This is a genomic window from Rhodococcus sp. PD04, from assembly GCF_035918275.1.
Classification (GTDB): Bacteria; Actinomycetota; Actinomycetes; order Mycobacteriales; family Mycobacteriaceae; genus Rhodococcus; species Rhodococcus rhodochrous.
Window position 1 is genome coordinate 356,519 of record NZ_CP142144.1, and the last position, 22,685, is coordinate 379,203.

Annotated in this window: 20 protein-coding genes; 7 read left to right on the forward strand and 13 right to left on the reverse strand. The window is 64.4% G+C overall.

What is annotated here, in order from left to right; all coding sequences use genetic code 11:
* The first annotated feature begins 144 nt into the window (after positions 1–144).
* The 3 genes from U9J23_RS25955 to U9J23_RS25965 are packed head-to-tail and all read left to right on the forward strand — an operon-like array spanning position 145 to position 2,925.
* On the forward strand, positions 145–1,044 hold the full coding sequence (locus U9J23_RS25955; protein WP_039583700.1) for an SMP-30/gluconolactonase/LRE family protein: 900 nt from the start codon (positions 145–147) through the stop codon (positions 1,042–1,044).
* 2 nt (positions 1,045–1,046) lie between these two features.
* Positions 1,047–2,021, forward strand: a complete 975-nt coding sequence (locus U9J23_RS25960) for an NAD(P)H-dependent flavin oxidoreductase (protein ID WP_172415071.1) — start codon at positions 1,047–1,049, stop codon at positions 2,019–2,021.
* 19 nt (positions 2,022–2,040) lie between these two features.
* The gene (locus U9J23_RS25965; RefSeq protein ID WP_088899528.1) at positions 2,041–2,925 is read left to right on the forward strand and encodes a crotonase/enoyl-CoA hydratase family protein; all 885 of its coding nucleotides are present in this window, start codon (positions 2,041–2,043) and stop codon (positions 2,923–2,925) included.
* A gap of 428 nt (positions 2,926–3,353) precedes the next feature.
* On the opposite strand, the gene U9J23_RS25970 is transcribed toward U9J23_RS25965, so the two are convergent.
* From U9J23_RS25970 to U9J23_RS25980, 3 genes are read right to left on the reverse strand one after another with little or no spacing between them, the layout of a single operon-like run.
* Positions 3,354–4,133, reverse strand: a complete 780-nt coding sequence (locus U9J23_RS25970) for an enoyl-CoA hydratase-related protein (RefSeq protein WP_088899530.1) — start codon at positions 4,131–4,133, stop codon at positions 3,354–3,356.
* Between the two features lie 45 nt (positions 4,134–4,178).
* Positions 4,179–4,847 carry an enoyl-CoA hydratase/isomerase family protein gene (locus tag U9J23_RS25975; protein ID WP_088899531.1) on the reverse strand — a complete coding sequence of 223 codons (669 nt, stop codon included), beginning with the start codon at positions 4,845–4,847 and terminating at the stop codon, positions 4,179–4,181.
* Positions 4,848–4,865: 18 nt separating this feature from the next.
* Entirely contained in the window at positions 4,866–5,729 is an 864-nt protein-coding gene (locus U9J23_RS25980; RefSeq protein ID WP_088899543.1) for an SCO6745 family protein, read from the reverse strand.
* Between the two features lie 79 nt (positions 5,730–5,808).
* Here U9J23_RS25980 and U9J23_RS25985 point away from each other — a divergent pair, with 79 nt between their 5' ends.
* A complete protein-coding gene (locus tag U9J23_RS25985) occupies positions 5,809–7,206 on the forward strand; it encodes a GntR family transcriptional regulator (protein ID WP_225623885.1) in 1,398 nt (465 codons plus the stop codon).
* Between the two features lie 9 nt (positions 7,207–7,215).
* Here the strand turns inward: U9J23_RS25985 and U9J23_RS25990 are convergent, their stop codons facing one another.
* The 10 genes from U9J23_RS25990 to U9J23_RS26035 form a co-directional block, all read right to left on the reverse strand.
* Positions 7,216–8,400: a PhzF family phenazine biosynthesis isomerase gene (locus U9J23_RS25990; RefSeq protein WP_272269679.1), complete on the reverse strand. Its 1,185-nt coding sequence runs from the start codon at positions 8,398–8,400 to the stop codon at positions 7,216–7,218.
* 24 nt (positions 8,401–8,424) lie between these two features.
* On the reverse strand, positions 8,425–9,057 hold the full coding sequence (locus tag U9J23_RS25995) for a LysE family translocator (RefSeq protein WP_088899532.1): 633 nt from the start codon (positions 9,055–9,057) through the stop codon (positions 8,425–8,427).
* Between the two features lie 32 nt (positions 9,058–9,089).
* Positions 9,090–9,818 (reverse strand): SDR family NAD(P)-dependent oxidoreductase, encoded by a 729-nt coding sequence (locus U9J23_RS26000; RefSeq protein ID WP_088899533.1) that lies wholly within the window; start codon positions 9,816–9,818, stop codon positions 9,090–9,092.
* A gap of 6 nt (positions 9,819–9,824) precedes the next feature.
* Positions 9,825–10,484, reverse strand: a complete 660-nt coding sequence (locus U9J23_RS26005) for a maleylpyruvate isomerase family mycothiol-dependent enzyme (protein WP_088899534.1) — start codon at positions 10,482–10,484, stop codon at positions 9,825–9,827.
* Between the two features lie 103 nt (positions 10,485–10,587).
* Positions 10,588–11,415, reverse strand: a complete 828-nt coding sequence (locus U9J23_RS26010) for an HpcH/HpaI aldolase/citrate lyase family protein (protein WP_088899535.1) — start codon at positions 11,413–11,415, stop codon at positions 10,588–10,590.
* Positions 11,412–12,575, reverse strand: coding sequence for an acyl-CoA dehydrogenase family protein (locus U9J23_RS26015; RefSeq protein WP_088899536.1), 1,164 nt, complete (start codon positions 12,573–12,575; stop codon positions 11,412–11,414). Before U9J23_RS26015 ends, U9J23_RS26010 begins: the two co-directional genes overlap by 4 nt.
* Positions 12,576–12,592: 17 nt before the next feature.
* Positions 12,593–13,969 carry an MmgE/PrpD family protein gene (locus tag U9J23_RS26020; protein WP_088899537.1) on the reverse strand — a complete coding sequence of 459 codons (1,377 nt, stop codon included), beginning with the start codon at positions 13,967–13,969 and terminating at the stop codon, positions 12,593–12,595.
* The gene (locus tag U9J23_RS26025; RefSeq protein ID WP_024100314.1) at positions 13,966–15,180 is read right to left on the reverse strand and encodes a CaiB/BaiF CoA transferase family protein; all 1,215 of its coding nucleotides are present in this window, start codon (positions 15,178–15,180) and stop codon (positions 13,966–13,968) included. Before U9J23_RS26025 ends, U9J23_RS26020 begins: the two co-directional genes overlap by 4 nt.
* Positions 15,177–15,734 (reverse strand): MaoC family dehydratase, encoded by a 558-nt coding sequence (locus U9J23_RS26030; RefSeq protein ID WP_024100315.1) that lies wholly within the window; start codon positions 15,732–15,734, stop codon positions 15,177–15,179. The genes U9J23_RS26025 and U9J23_RS26030 overlap by 4 nt, the downstream gene beginning before the upstream one ends.
* A 136-nt stretch (positions 15,735–15,870) precedes the next feature.
* Entirely contained in the window at positions 15,871–16,605 is a 735-nt protein-coding gene (locus U9J23_RS26035) for a FadR/GntR family transcriptional regulator (protein ID WP_024100316.1), read from the reverse strand.
* 322 nt (positions 16,606–16,927) lie between these two features.
* Here U9J23_RS26035 and U9J23_RS26040 point away from each other — a divergent pair, with 322 nt between their 5' ends.
* The 3 genes from U9J23_RS26040 to U9J23_RS26050 are packed head-to-tail and all read left to right on the forward strand — an operon-like array spanning position 16,928 to position 22,085.
* Complete coding sequence (locus U9J23_RS26040) at positions 16,928–19,009, forward strand: hydantoinase/oxoprolinase family protein (RefSeq protein ID WP_088899539.1); 2,082 nt, start codon at positions 16,928–16,930, stop codon at positions 19,007–19,009.
* Complete coding sequence (locus tag U9J23_RS26045) at positions 19,006–20,823, forward strand: hydantoinase B/oxoprolinase family protein (RefSeq protein ID WP_272269669.1); 1,818 nt, start codon at positions 19,006–19,008, stop codon at positions 20,821–20,823. Before U9J23_RS26040 ends, U9J23_RS26045 begins: the two co-directional genes overlap by 4 nt.
* Positions 20,769–22,085 carry an amidase gene (locus U9J23_RS26050; protein WP_326603234.1) on the forward strand — a complete coding sequence of 439 codons (1,317 nt, stop codon included), beginning with the start codon at positions 20,769–20,771 and terminating at the stop codon, positions 22,083–22,085. Before U9J23_RS26045 ends, U9J23_RS26050 begins: the two co-directional genes overlap by 55 nt.
* Positions 22,086–22,685 lie beyond the last annotated feature (600 nt).

The window sequence follows — 22,685 nt, forward strand, 5'->3', positions numbered from 1 at the left end:
CGATGAACTCGTCCGCACTGTTGCGTTGTGGGACACCTCGACCGCCGTGAGGATCCCGAGACTGGAGCCACCTCACCCGCATAGGCGCCCGGCCGAGACCGGCCGAGCCCAGCGGGCAACGAGCGCCGGAAGAAAGGTACTCCCATGACAAGTCGTCCAATGACGGAAGTCGCAACAGGATTCACCTACACCGAGGGACCTCGGTGGCATGAGGGCCGACTGTGGTTCGTGGATTTCTACACCCACTCGGTCAATGCCGTGAACGCCGACGGATCCATCGAACAGGTCTGCACCGTCGAACACCAGCCGTCCGGACTCGGATGGCTTCCCGACGGGCGCATGCTCGTCGTCTCGATGAAGGATCGCAAAGTCCTGCGCCGCGAACCCGACGGCTCGCTCGTCGAGCACGCCGACATCTCCGAACACTGCCACGGTCACGCCAACGACATGGTCGTCGCCGCGAACGGTCAGGCATACGTCGGCGAGTTCGGATTCGACCTCATGGGAGGTGCCGATCACGAGCACGGCGTTGTGGTCCTCGTCGACACCGACGGCACTTCCCGAGTAGCTGCCGAAGGACTGTCCTTCCCGAACGGTATGTGCATCTCCCCGGACGGAAGAACGCTGTACGTCAACGAACTGTTCGGCAACCGCGTCTCCCGATTCGATATCGAACCGGACGGCACACTCGGCCCCCGTCAGGACTTCGCCTCGTTCGGCGATCTCGGCGACGAGCCGAGCGTGGAGAAGAGGCTTGCGGCGTGCACGATTGCACCTGATGGTCAGGCCCTCGACGCTGAAGGTGCCATCTGGATCGCCGACTGCGTCAACCAACGTGCCGTCCGCCTGGCCGAAGGCGGAACCATCCTGGACGAGGTGAGTACGGCTCCGCTGGGAGTGTTCGCGGTTGCGCTCGGTGGCGATGACGGTCGCACACTATTCCTCTCGGTCGCACCGGATTTCGACGAAGCCAAGCGCAGCGCTGCGCGTGAAGCCAAGGTCCTCTCGACGAGAGTCGACGTTCCGCACGCAGGGAGGCCGTGATCGTGCTGCGCACACGTTTCACCGACACTTTCGGGATCGAGCACCCGGTGGTGTGCGGTGGCATGACCGGGGTCGGCACCGCGGAGCTGATCTCCGCGGTGGCCAATGCCGGGGGTTTGGGGTTTCTCACCGCGCTGACGCAACCCACCCCCGAAGCTCTCGTCGCTGAGATCGCCCGGTGCCGGGAGATGACCGATAAGCCGTTCGGTGTCAATCTCACCCTGCTGCCCACCGTCACTCCCGTGCCGTACGACGACTACCGGGCCGCGATCATCGACAGCGGCATCACCATCGTGGAAACCGCCGGCAGCAACCCCCAGGAACATGTAGCGGCGTTCAAAGCCGCCGGGATCAAGGTCATCCACAAAGCGGTAGCGGTCCGGCATGCGATCAAAGCACAGTCCATGGGTGTCGACGCCGTCAGTATCGACGGGTTCGAGTGCGCCGGCCATCCCGGCAACGAGGACATCCCCGGCCTGATCCTCATCCCCGCCGCAGCGCGCGTGCTCGACATCCCGATCATCGCCAGTGGCGGATTCGCCACCGGCGACGGATTGGCCGCAGCACTGGCCCTCGGCGCATGCGCAATCAACATGGGCACCAGGTTCGTGGCCAGCGACGAAGCTCCTGTGCATCCGAACGTCAAGGCCCAGATCGTTGCCAACGACGAACGCCAGACCATCCTCGTGTTCCGAGAGTTCCGTAATACCGCACGTGTGGCCCGCAACTCCGTCTCCGAGACGATCGCAGCCCTCTCCGCCCGCCCTGACGCCACGTTCTCCGACGTCGCACACCTCGCCTCCGGGGTACGCGGCCGAACGGAAGTGCTGGAGAAGGGGAACATGGAAGGCGGCATGTGGTGGGCCGGCCAGTCCCAAGGTCTCATCGATGCCGTGCTTCCCTGCAAGACGATCATTTCGGACATCGTGAGCGATGCCGAAGCCGCCATCCGCAGGATTGCCGCCGACCTCGCCTGACAGGCAGACGGGAGAAGTCATGGAATACACCACCCTTCGCCACGAAGTCGAGGACGGCATCCTCACCGTGGTCCTCAACCGTCCCGACCGTCTCAATGCGTTCACCGTCGAGATGGCCGACGAACTCGAGCACACCTTCGTGTCGGTGAACGACGACGACACGGTCCGGGCCGTGATCGTCACCGGAGCAGGGCGCGCTTTCTGCGCCGGCATGGACCTGTCGAGTGAAGGGAATGTGTTCGGACTCGACGAGTCGAAACGCCCCACTCTTGCCGACATGAAGAATCTCGACGACCCCGAATTGCGCCGGATCCGCGACACGGGCGGTCGTGTCACCCTCGCAATCCATGCCTGTCGTAAACCGGTGATCGCCGCAATCAACGGTGCGGCCGTCGGAATCGGTGCAACCATGACGCTGGCGATGGACGCGCGGCTGATGTCGACCCGAGCGCGGTTCGGCCTGGTGTTCGGCAAACTCGGAATAGTGCCCGAAGCGTGCTCGACATGGTTCCTTCCCCGGCTGGTCGGCATGCCCACTGCGCTGGATCTGGTCTATAGGGCAGAGATCCTCAACGCCGAGGTCGCATACATCGACGGGTTGGCGCAGGCGGTCCATGAACCCGAGATGTTGCTCAGCGAAGCGCGCGCGTTGGCGAATGCCTGGACCCGCGACCGCTCATCGGTCTCGGTGGCCCTGATGCGCCAGATGCTGCTGCGAAACGCGGCCGCTGCTCACCCCGCAGATGCCCACCGCGTCGATTCGCTGGCCATGTTCTACACCAGCATCGGCGACGGCGCCGAGGGAGTGCAGGCATTCCGCGACAAACGCCCACCCGAGTTCCATGACAAGGCCTCAGCCATGCCGCCGTTCTACGAAGAGTGGATCGAGACAACGACGCCGTGAACACCTACTGCGTCCCCGCTCCAACCGACCGAACAAAGAAAGTCTCATGAAGCGCACTGTCCTTATGCATGAACTCCGCCAGGAAATCGGACTACCGCTCGGCGACGGCATCCCCGCTGATTCGTCCGCATCTCTGATGGTCTCAGCCGATGCTCTGAGCGCGTGGGGCGCGGAGACCGAAGCGGCCGCAACACGCGAGTTGGCAGCGATGCTCCATCAGTGCCTCTGAATACCGAACCTTCCACTTCACCAGCTCGGTTCGTGATGATCGATCCACGCAGGACATCGAACTCTCAACGGATCAGGACTGGAGAAGCCCCGCACCCGGTTGGAGCCACCTTCCCGATCACGGGGAAGGTGGCCCGCCGCGTTACGCACGGAATGCGCCCGTGTGCGAGTGTTCGACGTCTCCTACCCCAAACACGTACTTACTTCGGGGCTACTGTCCGTCGGCCGAGGAATCCGTCGAGCCCTCTCCTCACGCCCGCGGTAGGAACGGTAGTTGCGAACCATGCGGCCTCGACAGCGAGTCCTTCGTCGATGGGCACGTTGAGGCCGCGGGTGACGGCGGCGAGACAGGCATGCACTGCGGTCGGTGCGTGGCGTTCGATGCGTACCGCCAACTCCAACGCGGTGGACAGCAGTTCGGTGGCCGGGACGACGTGGTTGATCAAACCCATCTCGTAGGCACGGTGGGCATCGACGGCGTCGCCGGTGAGGATCATCTCGAGGGCCCGTTTGCGGCCGATATGGCGTGGCAGTCGTTGTGATCCCCCGAACGGTGGTGGGAATCCCAGTGTGATTTCCGGTTTGGCGAAGAGGGCATGGTCGGCAGCGACGGCGAGATGTGCTGCTTCGACGATTTCGCATCCGCCGCCGTAGGCGAGGCCGTTGACGGCGGCGATGATCGGTTTCGGGAATTGTTCGATGCGTTTGGTCAGCCCTTGTCCGCGGGTCACGATCTCCTGCAGGGCGTGGGTGGTGCCGGCCTCGATGCTCTGCGCCAGGCAGGAGATGTCCGCGCCGGCACTGAAAGCCCGGTCACCGGATCCGGTGAGGATGATCGAGCGGATCGCATCATCAGCGGTGGCATCGTCCAGCCACGCCGACAACTCGTCGATCGTGGTGTAGTCGAGCGCGTTGAGTTTGTGAGGGCGGTCGATGGTGATCACTGCGGTCGATTCTGCGTGGCGCACGTGGATGCTCATACGGTTCCTTCGATCGAATGTCGCGAGGCACTGGCGGCGTGGTGGTTACAGGGACAGGGTGTGGCAGGCCGGGTCGTAACGTTGGGTCTGCTGGAATTTGTCTCGCATGCCGTGCAGGAGATGCGAGGGCGTGCGTGCGATGTCGTAGACGAGTTCGCGGGCGCGGTCGAGAACGGGGCGGTCACGGACGATCTCGGTCAGCAACCCGATCGTAAGAGCTTCGTCGGCCTCGACGGTTCGACCGGTGAGGACGAGTTCGCGTGCGCGGGTGGGGCCGACGCGTTCGGCAAGGGGGCCGTAGACGACGGGGAATCGGCGGTGTTCGGGGTGGGAGAAACTCGTGCACGCGGTGCCGAGGCGGATGTCGGTGAGTACCGCGAGGTCCGTTCCCCCGGCCATGGCGGGTCCGTCCAGTGCGGCGATCACCGGCACGGGGTGCGTGGCGATGGCGGCATTCATTCGGTCGGAGGATTCCCACAGTCCGGCCTCGTCGATCCGGTCGAATTCGGTGAGGTCGAATCCTGCACTGAAGACGTCTCCGCGGCCGGTCAGGATCACCACGCGGGCGTCGGTCAGGGCCTCGAAGGTGTGGGCGAGGTCAAGTCGCATCGCGTGCGACAAGGCATTCTTCTTATCGGGACGGTTCAGGGTCACGACGGCGACGCCATATTCGTCGAGCTCGGTGGTGTCCACGTCGATGAGGGAACTATTCATGCTGCCTCCATGGCCAGGTCAGGGGCGGGGAACCCCGATGGGATTGGGTAGCGGGATGACGCCGGTGTCGAACAGGCGGCGACTGATAGGCGCAGCGATCGCGATGATCGTTTCGACGCCGGTCTGACCGAGGGCGGTCACCGGATCCGCTGCGAGGAAATCGGTGCGGTCCTCGATGCTGCGTCGCAGCGCTCCCCCGCTCTTGGTGAGCCGGCCGCCGATATCGATCAGGCCGCGGGCACGCAGGCGACGCTCGGAGGCTTCCCATTCCTCATCGCTCCAGCCGCGGTTGGGTTGCATCATCTCGCGGGTGACTGTGCCGGTCGCGGCGTGCGCGACGACCGCATCGATGCCCCGCAATCCCGCGTGCACACAGGCAATGACATGACCGTCTCCACGATGTTCACGCAGGACTGTCGCGGCGAGCCACAGCTGAGCGGCGATATCGTCGGGACGGGGAACGCGCGACCATCCGGCTGCCAGCGGTCGCCCGGCGAAATGACATCCATCCGCTGCCATTTCAAGGTACGAAGCGAGTGTGTCGAGGTCGCGTCGGGGTACGTCGCGGAGGTAGTCGGTTAGGACGAGGCGCGCGGTGGTGATTCGTGCCTCGAGTACCGTGCCAGGATCCGCGCACGCCCAGGCTTCGGGCAGGGCGCGTGCGACGCGGCGGTCGGGGAAGCTGAAGAACATCGATTCGACCGGTGCTGCGGTCATCGCCCCCAGCGGTGCGGCGCGGCCGGCGAAGTAACCCATCCAGTAGCCGCTCATGCCGAGATCGAGGGAGATCCGGCGGTGGTGCGGGGAGAAGTACGGTGCCGCGTGCAGCGGTTCGATTGCCTCCCACAGGCGTCGGGCCAGTGTCGCTGCCGGTTCTGCCATCGCCATTCCTCCGCTCGGTGGTCGTGCAGGTCCAGCATCGTGCTTGCACCACCAGCCCGGACAGTGCCATTTTTGTCGAGTGGACCAGGACACTGCGTGGTGGACAACTGTCGTCTTCGCGACGGACGAACGCACCGACCTTCCTCGCTACCTACGAATCGTCACGGCGGTCGAACGAGCCATCGATTCCCGCACCGTGACCTACGGTCAGCGCCTCCCTGCCGAACGCACCCTCGCCGCCGCACTGTGCGTCAGTCGCGGAACGGTGGTGCGCGCCTTCGAAGAACTCGTCGAACGCGGGGTCGTCGAACGCATCCACGGTTCGGGCACCTTCGTTCGTCCCCGCCGGACCTCCTCTCACGCGGTAGTGCGCCATATCGATTCGTCGACCGAGGACATCGGCGACGTCATCGACCTGTCCAGGCCAGCCCCGGTGGATCCGTCGCACCTTCCTGCAATCGACTGGAGCTTCGACCCAGCCGCTCACAGGGCGGGCGTTCCCACCCGGGGACTTCCGGTCCTCCGGCACGCCCTGGCATCGCACCTCACACGCCTGGGCCTGCCGACCGAAGCGGAACAAATCGTCGTGACCACCGCAGCAGCAGAATCACTCGATATCGTGTTGCGAGCGAACTCCGCCGCGAAACGTCCGACCGTGCTCGGCGCACCGTTATGGCCGACGCTGCGTGCAGCCTTCACCGAACACACTGCGACCTCGCTGTGCCTGTATCCCGACGCCGGGGGCATCGATCCGGCGGCGATGCGGCGCGCGCTGCGCCGCACCCGTGCTGCGACTGCCTTCGTCGATGTGGTCGAGTCCGGACCCAGCGGACAGACGACGGCCTCGTCGCGGTTACCGCGCCTCGCCGCGGCGATCGAGGATCACACCGCCGTCGTGGTCGAGGAGCTGTCATTTCTTCCGCTCGCCAGGTCGCGCGACCCCCGGCTGCGACCGCTGGCGGCGCTGTCCGAACGGGTCACCGCGATCGGGGAACTCAATCGCGTGTTCTGGGCCGGGTGCGGCATCGGGTGGATCCGGCTTCCCGCGCCGGACGCATCCCTGCTCAGCGCATTGCCCCGTATTCCGGCCCCGGCGGTCAGTGCACAGGTCCACGCCGCACGGTTGCTCGACGCAACCAGTCCGCAGTGGTACACCGCCCGCTACGACACGCTCGCCGAACGGGTGGTCCTTCTGCGCAGCATGCTGGCGGGGCTGATGCCGAGTTGGACCGTGGCGTCGACGACCGGGGACGGGCTGTGGATCCGCCTGCCGGTCGTGGATGCGTCGACCTTCGCGCACGTCGCCGTGCGCGGCGGAGTCAGGGTGTGTGTCGGGCGCGAGTGTGTCACCGACGGGAGCCTGCGCGAGTACATCCGCATCTCGGCGGCCGCGGACCCCGCCGTGCTCGAGTCTGCGGTGGATCGGCTCGTCGAGGCGTGGGCGACATATACGCGGCGATTGGCGGCCAGTGTGTGAGCTGCCGGTTCATGCGCGGGCGCGGGTGCCCTCCGCTGGGCCGAAGACCACCAGTGTCGCGAAGTCCTCGTCGACGTCGACGAAACGATGGGGCAGACCTGCTGGGACGAACAGCACCGCCCCAGTCGGTGCCGGCACGGTCCCGGGCGGCGTCCACAAGGTCGCAGCCCCCGCGGTGACGATGTAGATCTCGTCTTCGGTGTGCGGTTGTTGTCCGTCTACACCACCGTTCGGAATCGAGTAGGTGCCGACGCTCAGATCGGGGCGCCGCAGGTGTTCGACATAGCGAGCAGTGGAGGTGGGCTGGACCTGCCCAGCGTCATCGAGCCGTCGCGCAGGTTCGGCGCGCACCGCCCGTCCGGACACGGTGATGCCCTGCCCACTCTCGCCGATCCGCACTCCGATCTTGCTCGGCCGTCCCATGTCAACTCCTTGGTGCACGACGAACCGGTCTCCCGGCTTCGCCACGCCCAAGTAGCGGAGGTATCCGCCGAGAGCGGCCGCGGCCGATCCGGTCGCAGGGTCCTCCACGATCCCGCCGACGGGAAAGGGGTTGCGACTGTGAAGGTCCCGCCCGGAGCCGAACCAGAACAGCTGGGCGGTCATCGCGTCGAGTTCGGTGAGCACGGTCCGCAGCGCGTCGAAGTCGTAATCGAGGCGAGCCAAGCGTTCGCGGGTGCCGACGCCGAGGATTAAGTGTCGAGAGCCCGCATCACATACCGCGGCGGGGAAGCGAGAATCGAGGTCATCCGGTGCCCATCGCAGCGCTGTCAAGGCTGCCGCGACGATGTCGTCCGGCACGGTGGTGATCGTGGGTGGGACCGATGTGAAGGCCGCGTGCAGACCGTCGGGACGGCGTTCGATCTGCACCGGCACACGGCCTGCGCGGGTCAGCATGACGATGTCGTCCTCGTCGCGGTGTTCGGCCAGGGCGATGGCGGTGGCGATGGTGGCGTGTCCGCAGAAGGGCACTTCGACCTCAGGGGAGAAATAACGCAGGCGATAGGTGTGCGGCGCATCCCCGTCGGTGACGAAAGCGGTTTCCGATGCTCCGACATCGCGGGCCACCGTGAGCATCTCGCGCTCCGACATGCCCTGTGCATCGAGGACTACGCCGGCCGGATTGCCTCCCCCGGCATCGACGGCGAACGCTTCGTACAGCTCCACTCGCGCCACTGTGCTCTCTTCCTCCATGTCCGACATTGTTGCCGCTTCGGTTCAACCGCGAACGAAGGGATCAAGGACCAGGATCGCGATGCCGAAACCGCACATGACGCCACCGGTGACGATGGCAGTCCAACGCTCCGACCGTGGGCCGAGCGTGCCGATCCGGGCGGCGAGCAGTGCCACCGTCAGGAACCATGCTGCTGCGAAGACCACCAGAAACAGGCAGTGTCCGACCAGGGTTGGGTAATCGGCGTCCGGACCTGCGAACGCCGGTACGACCGTGACGAACACGACCAAGGTCTTCGGATTGGTCATATCCACGAGAAGGCCTCGTCCGAACCGACGTGCAGGTGCCAATATCCGCTGCGACGCAGGGCTTCCCGGAGCTGTTTCCTCGGTATCGGCGGGAGCACGGACAGCGCTGCGCAGGGACGTGAGTCCGACGAAGACCAGATAGAGTCCACCCACGATCCGTAGGGCGTCGAGAGCGGCGGGTGCGGCGACGAGCAGTGCACCGAGTCCGGTGCAGGCGGCGACGGTGAAGACGAGCATGCCGGTAACAGCACCGAGTGCGATCATGACACCGTCGGTCCGAGAGCGCACGGCCGCATCAGCGATCGCCAGGCTGTCCGGACCAGGGGTCATCACCATGAAGGCGACCGCAATGACGAAAGCGGCGGTCATGACCTATTCTCCCCTTCATCAGCATGTTCCGGTCACAGGCCACCGGCCACGGTGATGGTCGTGGCGGTCAGATACGAGGCGTTCTCTCCGGCCGCGAACAGCACCGCGGCGGCGATCTCGTCCGCCGTGGCGATGCGGCCGAGAGGTATCCGTTCGACGACCCTCTGTGCTCGGTCCGGATCGCCCGCAGCGGCGTGGATGTCCGTGTCGGTGGTGCCGGGCGCGATGCCGACGACACGGATGTCCGGCGCCAATTCGCGTCCCAGGCCTCGGGTGATCGCCTCGACCGCAGCCTTGGACGCGGCGTAGCCCACATACTCACCGGGCGCCCCGGTAGTCGCGGCGATGCTGCTGAGGTTGACCACCACACCCGGCAGGGAATGTGCGCGCCAGTACCGGACCACGGCGGCCGTCATTGCCCACAGTCCGAAAACGTTGACGTCGAAGACTTCCCGCACCGTCGTTTGACTGACGGAGAGAAAGTCGCCGAGCGGGCCGGTGATCCCGGCGTTGTTCACCAGAACCGTCACCTCTCCCCTTGTCCGCGTCACCGTGTCGAGGACGGTTCCTGCCGCGTCGGTGTCGGCGACGTCGGATTGGATGGCCTGGACTCGGGGGCCGCATTCGGTGACCAGTCCGGTTGCGGCATTGGTGTCCCGGTGGTAGGTGAAACTGACCTCGTGGCCCGCACGAGCTGCAGCCCGAACGATCGCGGCACCGATCCCACGGCTACCACCCGTCACCACGAAATGCTCACTCATCGGAGTTCACACCACACTGAAGTCGCTCGGAATGATTCCGCGTCCGGTCAACGCGAGCAGGACGGTCTCACCGTGACCACGGCGCACCGCCAGCTCGGTCGCCAACGACACCGTCTCCCGCAGCGCCTCGACCGGGACCGATTCCGGCTGTCCGGTCGCTCGGGCCAGGTCCAGACCGTGCACTGCCAACTCGAACGTGCGAGTCGGGAGGTAGTGCGACAGCAACATGCCACCCACCACCGTCGTCACGATCCGATCGTCGGTGTGGGCGAGAGCGTGCAGCGCCCGGTCTCGCATCTGCGCCAGCGTGGCCGCGGGATCCTCGCCGAGTTCGGCGCCGGCCTGCTCACCGCGTCGGCGGACTGCGTCCGAGTCGACGAGTTCAGCTGCCAAGAGGTAGTAGTCGGCGGTGGACGGCACAGTCTGCTCGATGGCGGGCCGTGAAAGATAGTCGACGACCGTGGTCAGCGCGCGACCGATATGTCCCACCAGCGACCGCACCGTCCATTCCCCCAACGCCGAGTTGTTCCACTGCTCCGACGCAACAGCAGCCGCTAGCGCAACAATGTGATCAGCGGCCGCCCGGAACCCATCAACCGACAGCGCTCCGCCCGGTGCGCCTGCACGAACGTGTCCGGTAACAAGTTCACCTTCGTCGATCCTCATGACGCCAGGAAACCCTCTCTGTCCCCCGTCTCAACAGTGCCATTTTGTGAGAAGCGATCGGGTTTTCCGTGAAGTGGACCAACGCGGAGAATTGGGGCTCCAGCTATTGGTCTACATGCGCGAGCACCCGACGCGCTTGCCGAGCGACTGCTTCATCGATCAAAAAGCCAGCCGCGTCCACGGCAACACCGGACTCCGCTACCTCTAGGCGGGCCAGCACGGCGCGTGCCGCACGTACCTTGTCCTGCGAAGGTGTGAACACTCGTCGGACCGGTTCGAGCTGGGCAGGGTGAATACACGCCTGACCGACGAACCCGAGCCGTGCAAGAGCACGGGTACCCGCCTCCAGAGCGTCACTGTCGCGGAAATTGCGCGACACAGCGGCCGGGGGCGGGTTTATCCCTGCCGCCACACTCGCCGCGACGACTTGGCTACGTGCGAACAGCAGCGCTGTGTCATCGCCGTCGACTTCGACACCGAGATCGGCGGCCAGATCGACTTCCCCGAGTTGCAGGAACCGCATCCGGGGCGCACGCGCGATGGCCAGGGCGTCGAGTACGCCAGCAGCGGTCTCGATCAGCGCGGATACCGCCGCCCCGGGACAGAGGTCAGTTAGGAGGCCGTCGACCTGTTCGACCTCGCGTGCGGATCCTACTTTCGGCAACCACACTCCCGTCAGTCGCGGGTGGGCGACAGACTGGATGTCCGCTTCCTGCAGGTCACCCGGGTTCACCCGCACCCACACCTCCACGGAACCGGGTGTGAGTGCAGCGATCCACCGCGCAACAGTTTCGCGCGCAAGTTCCTTCCGATCAACGGCGACCGCGTCCTCGAGGTCCAGCACTACCGCATCGGCACCCGAAGCGAGTGCTTTGTCGAAACGCTCCGGGCGGTCACCCGGGACATACAGGTAAGTCAGCGCCACGCTCACCCGATGACCCCGGAGCCGGAGACCAGCGCCTTGGCGATGACGGTCCGCATGATGTCGTTGGTGCCCTCTCCGATCGACATGAGAGGCGCGTCGCGGTACAACCGTTCGACGACGAATTCCGTCGAGTATCCGTAGCCGCCGTGGATACGCATCGCTTCGAGGCTCGCGGTGATGGCCGTCTCGGACGCGAAGTACTTCGCCATTCCAGCCTCCATGTCCACGCGCTTACCCGAATCTGCCTGCGAAGCAGCCCAATACGTCATCAACCGGGCGGCCTGCAAATGGGTGGCGATGTCCGCCAGCTTGAGCTGGATCGCCTGGAAGTCCGCGATCGGCTGCCCGAACGCCGTGCGCTCTCGCGCGTAGGACAGTGCTGCATCGTAGGCTGCTTGAGCGATACCGACGCTACGGCCTGCAATGTTGAGCCTGCCGATTTCCAGGCCGGACAAGGCCTGCTGCAAACCGCGCCCCTCCGTTCCGCCAAGCAATGCGTCCGCAGGTACCCGAATGTTGTCGAGCAGGATTTCGCAGGACTCGGTGCCCTTGTACCCCAGTTTGCCGAGATCACGTTGCACCTCGAACCCGGGAAGCGTGGTGTCAATCAGCAGGATGCTCATGCCCTTGTGCGCAGGCTCTGCAGACGGGTCGGTCTTCACCAGGACTGGGAGGACATTGGCGTGCCGGGCGTTGGTGATCCACGTCTTCGCGCCGTTGACGACGTAATGGTCCCCGTCGCGGCGCGCAGTCGTTCGAATGCCCTGCAGGTCTGTGCCTGCGCCGGGCTCGGTGAGCCCGATCCCGGTCCGCCATTCTCCGGTGGCCAGTTTCGGTAGCAGGGTCTGCTTCTGTTCCTCGGTGCCGTGACGGTTGATCATCCAGCAGGACAGGTTGTGACTGCCGAGAATTCCGGCGATGCCCATCCAGCCGCGAGCCAGTTCCTCGTACACGAGTGTGAACGACACCTTGTCGAGGTCGATGCCGCCGTACTCTTCAGGGGTGGTGATGCCGAACAATCCCATGGCCTTCATGTGTTCGACGATCTCCGTGGGATACCGCCCCGACTTCTCCCATTCATTGGCAACGGGCACGATTTCCTTGTCCACGAAGTGACGCAATGCCTTTCGGAACGCCAGTTGCTGCTCGTCGAATGTGAAATCCATGATGGCTCCTAGGATGTTCAGTGCAGGGGTGCGGGTGCAATGAGGGCCGCGAGATCGAGTACGGCGGTCAGATTCGGCTCGTCAGCCAACCCGAAGATGCGGTCGGCGAGCTCTGAGGCACGGGGATGATCGCCGCAGTTGGCGGTGAACTTGGCGAGCAACTGCTGATCGTCGAGGGGGAATGCGGCGGTGCCGCGGCTACCTTCGACGCGTCCCTCGAGTACACGCCCGTCGTCGAGGGTGATGATCGCATGTCCGGGTGCCGATGCTGCCGGCCCCTCGGTCGGGGCTTCGACGACACGGACCGTTCGAGCGGTCGCGAGCACCGAATCGCGGACGATCGAAGTGTCGGTGTAGGTCGCGACGTCGATATGTCCGTCGTGCACGAGTGCAGCAACGCTCCACGGCAGGTCGAACTTCCCGTCATAAGTGCTGCGCGGTGCGGCCACACCTGCGTTCGGACCACACACGATCGGCACCGAATCCGGATGAACGTGCACCTCGATGTCGACCACTTGGGCAGGCTCGACGGCCGTGTCGGTCAGAGCCGCTGCAACCGCGTCGAGAGTGACATGCATGAGCTGGCAACTCGGATAGGGCTTGATGCCGATACGGGTCGCTTCCCAGTCTGTGCCCAACCCGTCCGTCAGCACCGTGAGGTCCGCGGTCCGCTCCGACATCGACGCATACACACCCCGACGCCCCTCGAACACCGATTCCGGACCGCTGGCGCCCGCAGCAGCCAGCCGGGCTGCGAGAATCCCGCCCAGCGTGGCCGAACCAGGGTGGAGCGCCTTGGTGTCGGCATCGGTGTCGAGGAACTCGAGCAACCCTCCACTCGATGATCCGGCGACACCAAGAGCGTGCACTAAGACCGGCACCGGCAATCCGGTCAACTTGCCGGCGACGAGGGCTGCAGCGAACGGGCCGACCACGGCTGTCGCATGAAGGCCACGTCCGTGAAAACCATGCGGGCTGACAGCCCCGAGGCGGCACGCCGTCTCCAGTCCGATCGCAGCGGCGGTAAGAACTTCTGCGCCAGTGGCTCGAACCTGCTGTCCGGCGGCGAAAGCCGCAGGCAGAGAGACTGCGGTGGCGTGAACCAGGGCGCCGGCATGAGTGTCGTCGAAGTCCAAGGCGTGCACCAGCACCGCGGTCGCCATAGCTGCAGCCGGAGCGGAGATCGCCCGCGTCCCGGTTAGCGGTCTGGCTTCGGCCGGACCGCCGAGTGCATCGGCGACCGTCCACGCCGCGCGCCCGTATCCGAGCCGTTGCGCGGCGACGGCATTGCCGACCCCGTCGAGAAGATGCCGGGCGACCGCATGCCGGACATCGTCGGACAGGTCCGCAAGAGTCAGACCGTGGGCCCATTGGGCAAGTACCGACGACGTCACGCCCGAGCCCCGCTTGCCTGCTTGCCGAAGGCACCTTGCCCGACCAGTTCCGCAACACGCTCGGCGCTGTAGCCGAGGTCGCGGATGATCTCGTCGAAATGCTCGTTGCGTAGCGGCGCGCGCCGGTACTGCGTCGTCTCGGAGCCGAACCGGACCGGTGAGGCAACTTGGCGCACCGTTCCGAAGGTGGGGTGGTCGGTCTCGACGAGGAGACCTCGTGCAAGGGTGTGCGGTTCGGTGAGGGCCTGGGCGACGTCGTTGATCGGACCCGCCGGCACACCGGCAGGCCCCAGGCGCGAGAGCCAGTAGTCCACGGGCTGGCTGACGAAGGTCTGCTCGAGGATGGGGAGCAGTTCGTCCTGGTGCTCACCGCGCAGTGCGAAGTTCGCGAAACGTGGATCGGCGCCCAGATCGGGCCTGTCGATCGCAACGACGAGGCGTTCCCAGAACTTCTCCTTGGCGCAACCGACGACGAACCAACCGTCGCTGGCCTCGAAGGCCTGGAACGGTACGAGGGAGGGGTGCGCCGAGTTCTTGGTACGTACCGGTTCGAAGCCAGCGTTCAGATGCCAGGTGGCCGGGTAGGTGAGCAGCGACATCGCGGTGTCGTAGAGCGAGACGTCGCAGTCCCCGCCGATGCCGTCCCGTTTGGCGGCGTGGAGCCCGGACAGCAAACTGATCGCAGCGACGAATCCGCCCGAATAGTCCACGAGCGAGAGCCCGGACTTGGTAGGAGGTCCGTCTGGGTCGCCGGTGACGCTCATCCATCCTGCGAGGCCTTGCAGGATATAGTCGTAGCCGGGCTCTTTCGCACGCGGTCCGGTCATACCGAAGCCCGTGAGGCTGCAGCAGACGATAGCCGGATTGAGGTGCTTGAGGTCGTCGTAAGTAATGCCGATTTTCGCGGGCACATCTCCGCGGAGATTGGAGTAGACCGCGTCGCTGGTGCGGACGAGGTCCTCGAACACTGCGCGCCCGGCGGGGGACGACAGGTCGAGTGAGAGGCTGCGCTTGTTGCGGTTGAAGGTTTCGAAGAACAACGAGTCCTCGGCGTCGTTGTAGGGCGGGACGTAACGTCCGACGTCGCCCCCCACGTTCGGATCTTCGATCTTGATCACGTCGGCACCGAGGTCGGCGAGGTGGACGCTGCCGAACGGGCCTGCGCCGTACTGCTCGAGCGAGATAATGCGGACGTCTTCGAGTGGTTTCATGAGAGCGCCCCTTCCGGGTCGGCGGGTGTCGGCAGTTGCAGCGGTCCGCCCTTGGCTTCGGGGAAGTAGTTCTGGCCGATCCCGCTCTCGCGGGTAGCGACCATGACCGACCGCTTCCACGAGATGACTTCGGTTCCATCTTGATTCAGCCCCCGGGTGATCATGGAGACGATTCCGGCATAGGGCCGGGATTCGGACCGGCGCAGTCCTATGCAGATGCTTTCTGCGTAGATGGTGTCGCCCACGTATACCGGGTGCGACATCTTGATGTCGGTGAATGCCAGGTTCGAGATGGCGTTCTGACTCATGTCGAGAACCGAAATACCGAGTACCACAGCAACAGTCAGCCCAGAGTTGACGATGACCTTGCCGTCGGTGATGGGATTCTGCGCTGCGAGATGAGCGTTGAAGTGGTTTTGGTTGGTGTTCATCGACAGCAACGTGATCCACGTGTTGTCGGCTTCGGAGATCGTGCGCCCGATGGGGTGCTGGTAGATGTCCCCTACAACGTAGTCCTCGAAAAATCGGCCGAGAACAGCCTGATGCACTGCCACCGTGTCTCCTCACATCAGTTCGGCGAGTACGTTCCTTCGAACAATACATCAGACATTTCAAGGGTCAATAGTGCAGAGCAAGGCAATCATCCGGGGATCTTCGATACCTACTCGCCTAAAAAGCAGATGTTTTGAGTCAAGCCTGTCCGCGGCGATCCATCCGGCGATACGAGTCGCCCAAGTTGTCCAGATGCCTGCGCATCAGATCCATCGCAGCCATGGAGTCTCCGGCAGCGACGACATCGAGGATCGCACGGTGATCGTGATCGACACACTGCCAGAACCCCTGCGGGGCATGCTCGCGCCCGAACCTGCTGGACAGCACTCGAAACACCGGCGCAGTGATCAACTCCAGCAACGGATTGTCCGTCGCCCGAAGAAGAACCAAATGGAACTCCTGATTCTTCGCGAACGTCTCGGGTCCCTGCAAGCTGTGTGGGTCGAAGATCGACGCTTCGAGTTGCTCGAGGTGCTCATCGGTCCGACGGAATGCCGCCATGCCGGCCGCCGGCACCTCCATGAGGTTACGCACTTCCATGAGCTGCGCGACGGTGACCGTCTCAGCCGCCGCCATCAATGCCACACCCGTCTCGAGATGCGCACTGATATGCCCGACACTCGGCGCGGCGACGAAACTACCGCCGGTGACTCCCCGAGTCGTGGTGATCAAGTTCTGGCTCGCCAGCGAACGCAAGGCCTCACGGATGGTGCTGCGACCGACACCGAATTCAGCGGTCAACTCTGCCTCTCCGGGCAACCGGACACCGGGTTGCAACTCACCGGACAGGATTCGGTTGCGCAGGTGCTCCGCGAGGACCGCATAGGCAGGTCCGTTCTTGACGGGTGCGTCCCCGGTCGTCGGTTCGGTCACGAGCGTCGACTCTTCTCTCTCGAAAGCTGCGGTGGACGGCCTGAGCCTAACCCGACGCTGCGGCCGAGTTAGGGCGCCGCGCACCTGTCCCATGCCCCCTAATCATCCGCCCTTTAGGTGATTTTTCCAAGGATTGAACCGATCGGACCGCGATTTTGGGCAGATTTCTCCCGAAAACATCTGAGGTATTGATTTCTTGGTCGCCCTCAAGCACGATGACCTACATCACCCTCCCAGTGACTCCCCACCCCAGACTTCGGACCGCCGCACGGCTCGGTCGTCCCCTCCGCTCCTCGCGGGCACCGAAAGATTGGAAGTATTGATGAAGAGAATTGGAGTCGACGTCGGCGGCACGTTCACCGACCTCGTGCTGTGGGACGACGACGGCACCGTAGTGGTCCACAAGACCCCGTCGACGAACCACGACCCCTCCATCGGAACCATGGACGGCATCGAGGTCCTCGCCGAACGCGCCGGCATCGACCCATCCGACATCGACATGTTCTTCCATGGCACCACCGTTGCCACCAACATCGTGCTCGAACACAACGGGTGCAACGTCGGCATGATCACGACCGAGGGATTCCGCGACCTTCTACACATCGCCCGCAAGAAGCGTCCCCTCAACTACTCGAACTACCAGGACCTGCCCTGGCAGAAATGGCAGTTGGTGCCGCGTCGCAACCGCCGGGTCGTGCCCGAACGGATCGATGCTTCCGGCAACGTCCTCGTACCGCTCGACGAAGATGCAGTGCGCCAAGAGGTTCGCCTGCTCCGTGAACGCGGAGTCGACGCTATCGCCGTTGCCTTCTTGCACTCGTACCGCAACCCCACGCACGAAAAACGGGTCAAGGACATCATTCTCGAGGAGTACCCCGAGGTGTTCATCTCGCTCTCCAGTGAGGTTGCTCCCCAGTACCGCGAGTACGAACGATTCTCCACTGCGGCACTCAACGCCTTCATCGGACCGAAGACCTCGAGCTACATCGCCAACCTCGCAAAGAAGGCCGCAGAGGCGCAGGTCGGCGACGACGTGCATCTTATGACCTCCGCTGGCGGTCTGGTCACCTCGCGCAGCGCCAGCGAACAGCCGGTCTCGCTGCTGACCAGCGGTGTGGTCGCCGGATTGCTAGGAGGATGCGCTATCGGTAAGGCCTCCGGCTTCCCGAGCGTCATCACACTTGACGTGGGCGGAACCTCCGCCGACATCGGTGTGGCGCCGAACGGCACCCTCCGAATGAAGCATCTCCTCGACACCCGCATCGGCGACTACCACGCCATGGTGCCGATGGCGGAGGTCGACACGATCGGCGCCGGTGGCGGTTCCATCGCCATGGTCGATGAAGGCGGCATGTTCCGGGTCGGACCTCGAAGCGCCGGGGCATTCCCCGGACCCGCCTGCTACGCCCGTGGCGGCACCGAACCGACCTCGACCGACGCTATGGTCATGATGGGCTGGCTGCGTGAGGACAGCTTCCTGTCCGGAACCATGAAGGTCGAACCCGAGTTGGCCCGTACCGCGATCCAGACCCACATCGCCGACAAGCTCGGAACCACCCTGGACGAGGCCGCGATGGGGATCTTCAAGATCCTCGCCCATTCCATGACCGAAGCGATCAGCCTCCACTCGGTACGCAAAGGTTACGACCCGCGCGACTTCTCGCTCATCGCCGAGGGCGGTGCCGGCCCCCTCTTCGCATGGCAGATCGCAGACCAACTCGGCATTCCCCGTGTCATCGTGCCCGGACACCCCGGCATCACCTCCGCAGTCGGATTGCTGACCACCGACATCCGGTACGAGATTCCCACCACCGTCTGGACCTCCTCCGCGGACGCAGACCTGAACCTGCTACAGACACAGATGGACCGACTCGCCCGCGAAGCCATCGCCCAACTGGAAGCCGACGGCGTTCCCACCGAGAACATCTCGCTCGAACGAAGCGTGGATTGCCGCTATGTCGGACAGGGCTACGAACTACGCGTCCCCGCTCCCGACGGCGACATCGACGATGTCTGGGTCAAGACCGTCGCCGAGGCCTTCCACGAGGCACACGGACGAACCTACTCCCAGCGTTTCGACGACAAGCCGGTGCAGCTGATCAACATCCGCGTCACGGGTGTCGGCGCCGTACCGCACGTCCGTATCACCGAGATCGACAAGGGCACCGCCGACTGCTCCGCGGCGATCAAGACCATGACCCGCGCATTATTCTGGCGCGACGAAACGGCCGCGCCCCAGTGGATCGACACCCCGGTCTACGATCGATCGCTTCTTCTGGCCGGCAATACCATCGAAGGACCCGCCATCGTCGAGCAGTTCGACTCCACGACCATCATCGGCATGAACCAGCACGCCACCGTCGACGCAGTCGGCCACATCATCATCGAGAGGAAGCCCGCATGAGCAAGACCCTGATGCCCAAAACCGGCGTATCGCTCGCGGGCGAGTCCCACCGTACGTGGAACGACGTCGAGGTCGACCCGATCACACTGCGTGTCATCGGCGGTGCACTGCAGTCGATGGCCAAGGAAATGGCGCAGGTCCTCTACCGCATGGCCTACTCGAGCCTAATCCGCGAATCCGAAGACCTCGGCGCCGGCATCTTCGACATCAACGGCCGTGAACTGTGCGAATCAGATTCGACACCGATGCACTGCGGTTCAATCCCCGCATACATCCGTGGCGTCAACCGCAGACTCGCAGGTACGTATCGACCGGGCGACGTCGTCCTGCACAACCACCCGTACCACGGTGCAGCCCACTCCCCCGACTACGGCGTGATCATCCCGATCTTCTGGGAAGGTGAGCACATCGGATTCGCCGGATGCACCGGACACGTATCCGACGTCGGTGGCAACTTCCCCGGCCTGTGCATGGATGTCGTCGATGTTTGGGCCGAAGGCAAACTCATGGATTCGATGAAGATCTATGACGCCGGTGTCCGCAACGACTACCTCATCCAGCACATCCTCGACAACGTTCGCACACCCGAACAGAACCGAGGCGATCTCGAAGCACTCATTGCCTGCGCACGCATCGGTGAGAAGCGATTCATCGAACTGCTCGAGAAGTACGGTCTCGACACCGTCATGAGCGCCAGCGAACGGTGGATGGACTACTCGGAGAACATGCTTCGCAGCCGAATCCGCGAAATACCGGACGGCAGCTACGAAGCACCCATCGGCTATCTGGACGACGACGGTAAGAACCGCGGTGTTCCCCTCAAGGTCGCCGTGCGCGTGCAAGTCGAGGGAGAAGACATCCTCATCGACCTCACCGGCTCCAACGACCAGGTCCCCACCGCCTTTAACGTGCCCTTCGAAGGATCCGTCCTCCCCGTCGCAGTCGCCGCGATCCGCACCATCCTGCTCGACGAAGACCTGACCGAGGAATTCGTCCCCCAGAACGACGGCTGCTTCCGCCCAGTAAGGGCATACGCACCCGAGGGAACGATCTTCAACCCGGACTTCCCGGCATCGTGCTTCGCCCGGTTCTCCCAGGTGAACCGAATCTTCGACTCCATCAACCTCGCCCTGGCACCCGTACTCCCCGACCACGCGATCGCGGGATCGTCGGCAGCACTATGCGCCATCGCCTACTCCGGCGTCGCTGAAGACGGCGAATCATATTGGGTGTACATCGAAATCAACGAAGGTTCGTACGGCGGACGCAACGGCAAGGACGGCATGGACGCCGTCGACTCGCTCATGGCCAATACCCGCAACAACCCCATCGAAGAACTCGAACTCAACCACGCCATGCGTGCCCTCCGATACGAACTCCGCGACGAAGCTCCCGCACCGGGCCAGTGGCGAGGCGGCATCGGCAGCGTCCGCAAATGGCTCATGGAGACCGACACCTTCCTCGGATCCGAAGCCGACAACCGCTCCGACCCGCCCGCCGGTGCGCTGGGCGGTCACGACGGCATCGCAGGGGCGTTCACCCGCAACGCCGGAACAGACCGCGAGGAGGTGCTCTTCTCCAAGGTCACCCAGGAAACCATCCGCGCCGGCGAAACCTTGGAGATCAAGCTGCCCTCCGGCGGCGGTTTCGGAAATCCGTTCCTCCGCGATCCTTTCCAGGTCCTCAGCGACGTCTGGGACGAGTACCTCACGGCGGAGGACGCTCGACGCGACTACGGGGTCGCCGTCGACACCGACACGTGGACCGTAGACGAGGAAGCCACCGCGGCACTGCGCGCAGGGAGCGCATCCTGAGCGGCACCACACGTCGGGCCGCCGCAATCAGCGGCGGCCCGACCGCTCACGTTCTCGACGAGACGTTGGGCAGCGTCATCACCTGGATCGACACTCCGGACGCCACCATCGATGGTCCTCTGACCGGAATGCGTATCGGCGTCAAGGACAACATCGACGTCACCGGTGTACCCACGACCTGTGCGTCCCGGTTCTTCTCCGACCGCATCGCATCTGCACACGCGGAGGTCGTCCGCAGACTGATCGCTGCGGGCGCGCAGATCACCGCCAAGCTGAACATGGCCGAGTTCGCGGTCGGAGTCACCTCCCAGAACTCCGCCGCGGGCCCCGTCCGCAACCCCTGGGACCCCAGCCGGGTCCCGGGCGGTTCGAGTGGAGGCTCCGGCGCCGCAGTCGCTGCAGGTCTGGTGGACGCCGCCCTCGGTACTGACACCGGCGGATCAGTCCGCCTACCCGCAGCAGCATGCGGCATCACAGGACTGCGACCAACCTGGGGCGCAATCAGCAATACCGGAGTCTTCCCGGTCAGCGACGCCTTCGACACCGTCGGTCCGATGGCACGATCGGTAACCGAGGTTGCCCGCCTCTTCGACGTACTGCGCACCGACCAGGCTCCGGCGCCTAGCCCCGCTCGACGGATAGGGCTGCCGTCGGTGTTCATCACCGACGACGTCGACGCTGCCATCAGCGACGCAATCGACGCAGCGGCACGGCAATTGCAGAGCGTGGGATACGAAGTGGTACCGGTCGATGTTCCCGGCGCTGCTCACGCGCAGGACATCGTATACATCCTGCTGTACTCGGACCTTGCTGCGCTCCACCATGACCGAGTGCAATCGTCGCCCGATCTGTTCCATCCCGATACCCTCGCGCGTGTGTCCCTGGGTCTGTCCATTTCGGACTCCGAGAGAACAGCAGCCCTGGCCGCCAGGGCGGAGTTCCGTCGCGGACTCAGCGCGCTGTTCACAGACGTCGACGCCGTATTGACCCCGACGATGCCGGTCGACGTACCGCCCATCGCCGGTGATGACGACGTCATTGCACGCTCGCGCCGACTCGGCCAGTTCAGTTATCCCTGGTCCCTCCACGACGGACCCACGCTCGCGCTCCCGGTCGGATCTCACCCTCATACGGGTATGCCGATCGGTGCTCAACTCACGGCCGCGGCCCATCACGAATCACTACTGTTCGGCATCGGTGAAGAGTTTCAGCGCACCACGGACTGGCACACCAGGAGACCACCGCTATACATTATGCGCTGAGTCATTCTCGGGGATCACTGGCCATCACCCTGACCGAGGACGCGAAGAGTCGCCTCCCACCCAACAGGCAGCGGGTGAAAGGCGACCTGGTCCATCAACTCCGGCACACCCGGTGCTGTCAGCACCGACCTGGTCGCAGTCCTCACGCAGTCGACCTGGACCTGGGCGCAGGGACGGTTTCAAAGCGTTGAGCCCACCCGACAGCCTGGACCGATCGACATCCAGTTCGTCAGGGACCGCCATGATCATGCGGCATTTACCGCGCAGGGACGTTTCCGATCCGATGGTTCGACGACTGGTCGATCGTGCGACTTTTGGTGATGGTCATTGGTTTGACCTGGCTCACCGACGTGGCAATGACCTGCGCACCCCTTGCAAGCAACCGAGATGGATGCGTCCCGCCGTCAGCTTCCCATTGCTCACATGGCTTGCGAACGAAGACGCTCCCGGTCGATCTCCCCACTATTCAGGGCGTCCGGACGGTGCCCGATGTGGAACAACCCCTCGAGGTGCGGGCAGGCGAACACCGCCATGCCCTTCTCCCCTCGGTGACGTTTGCGGACCGTCTTCGCATCCCCTCGGGTCAGATAACCCCGGTGT

Excerpts from the sequence above, each read along its gene's own strand:
- U9J23_RS25955 (WP_039583700.1), top strand. The coding sequence starts at position 145 with ATGACAAGTCGTCCAATGACGGAAGTCGCAACAGGATTCACCTACACC.
- U9J23_RS25965 (WP_088899528.1), top strand. The coding sequence starts at position 2,041 with ATGGAATACACCACCCTTCGCCACGAAGTCGAGGACGGCATCCTCACC.
- U9J23_RS25970 (WP_088899530.1), bottom strand. The coding sequence starts at position 4,133 with ATGAGCATCCACGTGCGCCACGCAGAATCGACCGCAGTGATCACCATC.
- U9J23_RS25975 (WP_088899531.1), bottom strand. The coding sequence starts at position 4,847 with ATGAATAGTTCCCTCATCGACGTGGACACCACCGAGCTCGACGAATAT.
- U9J23_RS25980 (WP_088899543.1), bottom strand. The coding sequence starts at position 5,729 with ATGGCAGAACCGGCAGCGACACTGGCCCGACGCCTGTGGGAGGCAATC.
- U9J23_RS25990 (WP_272269679.1), bottom strand. The coding sequence starts at position 8,400 with ATGGAGGAAGAGAGCACAGTGGCGCGAGTGGAGCTGTACGAAGCGTTC.
- U9J23_RS25995 (WP_088899532.1), bottom strand. The coding sequence starts at position 9,057 with ATGACCGCCGCTTTCGTCATTGCGGTCGCCTTCATGGTGATGACCCCT.
- U9J23_RS26000 (WP_088899533.1), bottom strand. The coding sequence starts at position 9,818 with ATGAGTGAGCATTTCGTGGTGACGGGTGGTAGCCGTGGGATCGGTGCC.
- U9J23_RS26005 (WP_088899534.1), bottom strand. The coding sequence starts at position 10,484 with ATGAGGATCGACGAAGGTGAACTTGTTACCGGACACGTTCGTGCAGGC.
- U9J23_RS26015 (WP_088899536.1), bottom strand. The coding sequence starts at position 12,575 with ATGGATTTCACATTCGACGAGCAGCAACTGGCGTTCCGAAAGGCATTG.
- U9J23_RS26025 (WP_024100314.1), bottom strand. The coding sequence starts at position 15,180 with ATGAAACCACTCGAAGACGTCCGCATTATCTCGCTCGAGCAGTACGGC.
- U9J23_RS26040 (WP_088899539.1), top strand. The coding sequence starts at position 16,928 with ATGAAGAGAATTGGAGTCGACGTCGGCGGCACGTTCACCGACCTCGTG.
- U9J23_RS26045 (WP_272269669.1), top strand. The coding sequence starts at position 19,006 with ATGAGCAAGACCCTGATGCCCAAAACCGGCGTATCGCTCGCGGGCGAG.